3 protein-coding genes are annotated in these 2944 nt (G+C 44.4%); 1 reads left to right on the top strand and 2 read right to left on the bottom strand.

Features of this window, described 5'->3' with window-relative positions; genetic code table 11:
- Both B4033_RS02605 and hemE read right to left on the bottom strand, forming a co-directional pair.
- The coding region (locus B4033_RS02605; protein ID WP_286831881.1) for a DUF817 family protein at positions 1 to 381 on the bottom strand (381 nt) is incomplete at its 3' end.
- A gap of 10 nt (positions 382 to 391) precedes the next feature.
- On the bottom strand, positions 392 to 1462 hold the full coding sequence (hemE, locus tag B4033_RS02600; RefSeq protein ID WP_286831879.1) for a uroporphyrinogen decarboxylase: 1071 nt from the start codon (positions 1460 to 1462) through the stop codon (positions 392 to 394).
- A gap of 198 nt (positions 1463 to 1660) precedes the next feature.
- On the opposite strand from hemE, the gene B4033_RS02595 reads away from it, so the two are divergent.
- The gene (locus B4033_RS02595) at positions 1661 to 2884 is read left to right on the top strand and encodes a L,D-transpeptidase family protein (protein WP_286831877.1); all 1224 of its coding nucleotides are present in this window, start codon (positions 1661 to 1663) and stop codon (positions 2882 to 2884) included.
- Positions 2885 to 2944 lie beyond the last annotated feature (60 nt).

Below are 2944 nucleotides of genomic sequence, written 5' to 3'. Positions count from 1 at the left end.
TGAACGCGCAAAAAAACTGCCAACCGCTGAATACATAAAGCCTGCAAACAACGGGACAGTTAATATCTTGAAAATGGCGGGTTGTGGATAATGCCAGGAAGCAATCGCTGGATGAGTCAGAAAAATTTCCATCACCATCGCCAGAATATGAAATAGCGCAATGACTCTGGCTTCTGGCCAGGATTCTAATTTGGCATATAACAGAATGACCTGAATCACCAGAGCATAAAATAGAAGGTAGTCATAACGGTAGAAGCCGTAAAAGAGTTCACTCCCCATTGAAGCGCTAAAAGCAAAAGCCAGCAGGAGTAAGATCCCAAATAAGGCAGCCGATGCTGCCTTATAAGAAAATTCAAACCCTGATTTGAGTAGGTCGATCAAGGTTTACATCCTAAAGATATTTAGCGCTGTACTCATGCACGGTATCAATAAACGCTTTAGGATGGGCTGGATCTACCCATTGTGTAATGCCATGTCCAAGATTTGCCACATAACCGGTCTTTTCACCATTAGCATATGCATCGTCCAGCATCAGCCGGGTAGCTTTAGCAATTGCATCTGGAGAACCATATAAGGTTGCAGGATCAAGGTTGCCTTGTAGTGCTGCACGACCAGCAACAGTCTGACGGGCAACATTCAATGGCGTAGTCCAGTCCAGTCCAAAAGCATCTGCACCCGTTGCTATCATTGGCTCAAGCCACTGGCCACCACCTTTGGTGAACAGGATCACAGGGATCTTGCGACCCTCTTTTTCACGCTGCAAACCTGCGACAATTTTTTGCATATAATTAAGTGAAAATTCGATATATTCACGATGCGCTAGTGCACCACCCCAACTATCAAAAATCTGCACCGCCTGAGCACCTGCATCAATCTGGGCATTCAGGTAATCCGTTACTGCATCTGCCAGACGTGTAAGTAATGCATGCAGCACTTCAGGCTGTGCATACATCATTTGTTTGGTAAAGCGGAAATCCTTGCTGGAACCACCTTCAACCATATAAGTCGCCAGTGTCCATGGACTGCCCGAGAAGCCAATTAAGGGAACTTGTCCACCTAATGCTGAACGGATCGTAGTAACCGCATTCATGACATAGTCCAGATCTGATTTGGCATTAAATGCTGGCAGATTCGCTACATCCTGCTCGGTACGTACGGTTTTATGAAACTTAGGACCTTCACCGGCTTCAAAATACAGACCCAGACCTAATGCATCCGGCACAGTCAAAATGTCCGAAAATAGAATGGCAGCATCAAGTTCATAACGGCGCAGCGGCTGCAAGGTCACTTCACAGGCAAATTCGGTATTCTTGCAAAGAGACAGGAAATCCCCTGCCTTGGCACGTGTTTCACGGTATTCTGGTAAATAACGGCCTGCCTGGCGCATCATCCATACGGGTGTGGTATCTACAGGTTCACGCAACAATGCACGCAGAAAACGATCATTTTTTAAGGTCGTCATTCACATTACCATCAATCTTTGACATTCAGGACATCATAGCAAAAAGCCTCCATTTTTAATAACTTCACATTACTTTAAAAATCGATCATCATAAGTGGAGAATCAAGGGTGTCACAAAACAACTACTGCATCTCCATAGTTTTTCTGTAATACTTATTACGTTATTTAAATAGTTTATGAATAATTAGGTTGAATTACATGTTCGTTCGCACAATGCTCGCAATGAGTTTAAGTTGCATTATTGCAGGTACTGCCTTCGCTGCTTCTGCTACTGAACAGCCATTAAATCCCAAAAAAGTAGCGACCGATGTTACGGTTCAAGACCCGATCGATCCGCTTGCTACAGAAGCATCAGCAGCCAAATCTACAGATACTCCTATTTCAGCTCAGGAACAAAGCGATCTTACTCAGGCTTCTGAGACCCTGGATGGCCTGCAGGCAGCTGAAGATCAAAATGCGGATATCGGTGCTGCCCCAACAGCAGCCGCTAAAAGCACGTCTGCTCATGCCAATAAAGCCTCTTGGACGCTAGATGGTCTGAATAATGCTGAATGGTATGAAGACATCGGTAAAGGTCAGTTCCCTGTTTACGCACGTGCACATGTCATGCTGAACAATGCTCATGCTTCGCCAGGTGCAATTGATGGAACCAGTGGTAAAAATACCCTGAAAGCGCTGGCTTCTTTCCAGCAAATGAATGGTATCAAGCCGACCGGTACATTGACTAAAGAAACCTGGGATAAGCTGATAGAATTGCAAGCGTCTAAGCCTGCATTTGTCGAATACACGATTTCAGCAGAAGATCTGAAAGTACCTTTGGCAAAATCAATTCCATCTGATTATGCGCTACAGGCTAAAATGCCTGGTCTGTACTACACCAGCATGTCGGAAATGCTTGCTGAAAAATTCCACATGGATGAAGCGTTCCTGAAACAGCTCAATCCGGGAGCAAACTTCAGCAAAGCAGGCCAAAAACTTCTGGTTGCCAATGTCCGTAACAACCTGCCAGAAGACATTCATTTGATTGTAGCGCACAAAGGTGCCAAACAGCTGTATCTGTTTAACAGCAAAAATAAAATGATTGCCTCTTTCCCGGCAAGTATTGGTAATACCAGCACGCCTTCTCCAACAGGTACTTATAAAGTAACAGGTGTGGCGCGTAACCCATATTATAGCTATTCACCTTCTAACTTTGTTCAAGGTAATAACACCAAACCGCTTTCCTTACCACCTGGCCCGAATGGTCCAGTCGGTAATATCTGGATTGGTCTGAGCAAGAAATCATTTGGTATTCATGGTACGCCAAATCCATCTATGATTTCCAAGTCTTATTCACACGGTTGTATCCGTTTGACTAACTGGGATGCCAATGATCTTAGCCGTAAAGTGAAGTCCGGTGTAACTGTCCGCTTCCTGGAATAATCAGTTCTATATAAAAAATGCCCGCTTTAGAGTGGGCTTTTTTATGCTTCAATAAAATTC

This window comes from Acinetobacter sp. UBA3132, from assembly GCF_002364825.1.
GTDB classification, from domain to species: domain Bacteria; phylum Pseudomonadota; class Gammaproteobacteria; order Pseudomonadales; family Moraxellaceae; genus Acinetobacter; species Acinetobacter schindleri.
The sequence above is the reverse complement of the archived record's forward strand: the minus strand, read 5'-3'. Positions and strand labels throughout refer to the sequence as shown.

Bases quoted from the DNA above. Each gene is read 5' to 3' on its own strand.
- hemE (WP_286831879.1), bottom strand. From the start codon at position 1,462: ATGACGACCTTAAAAAATGATCGTTTTCTGCGTGCATTGTTGCGTGAA.
- B4033_RS02595 (WP_286831877.1), top strand. From the start codon at position 1,661: ATGTTCGTTCGCACAATGCTCGCAATGAGTTTAAGTTGCATTATTGCA.